This window comes from Bradyrhizobium uaiense (assembly GCF_010811875.1).
Classification (GTDB): domain Bacteria; phylum Pseudomonadota; class Alphaproteobacteria; order Rhizobiales; family Xanthobacteraceae; genus Bradyrhizobium; species Bradyrhizobium uaiense.
Genome location: NZ_VKHP01001184.1, coordinates 1 through 228 on the forward strand (window position 1 = coordinate 1; position 228 = coordinate 228).

Sequence of the window (228 nt, forward strand, 5' to 3'; positions counted from 1 at the left end):
CGAACAGCGCAAATCCGATACCGATGACAATGCGGGGGTCGAAGCGCTGCATCAGCCGCGGCACCAGCGGGATCAGCAGGAGCTGCGGCAGGCCGGTCCAGGCCAGCACCATGCCGATCTGCTCGGCATTGTAGCCCTGGATGCGCGACAGGTACTGCGGCAGGATGAACACCGAGCCGTACAGCGCGATGCCGAGCAGGAAGTTGGCCAGCATGCCGAAGCCGAAAT

General features: G+C 64.0%; 1 protein-coding gene. It reads right to left on the reverse strand.

What is annotated here, in order from left to right; all coding sequences use genetic code 11:
* Positions 1-228, reverse strand: a 228-nt coding sequence (locus FNJ47_RS49225) for an MFS transporter (RefSeq protein WP_163163893.1), incomplete at both ends; no start/stop codon positions are given.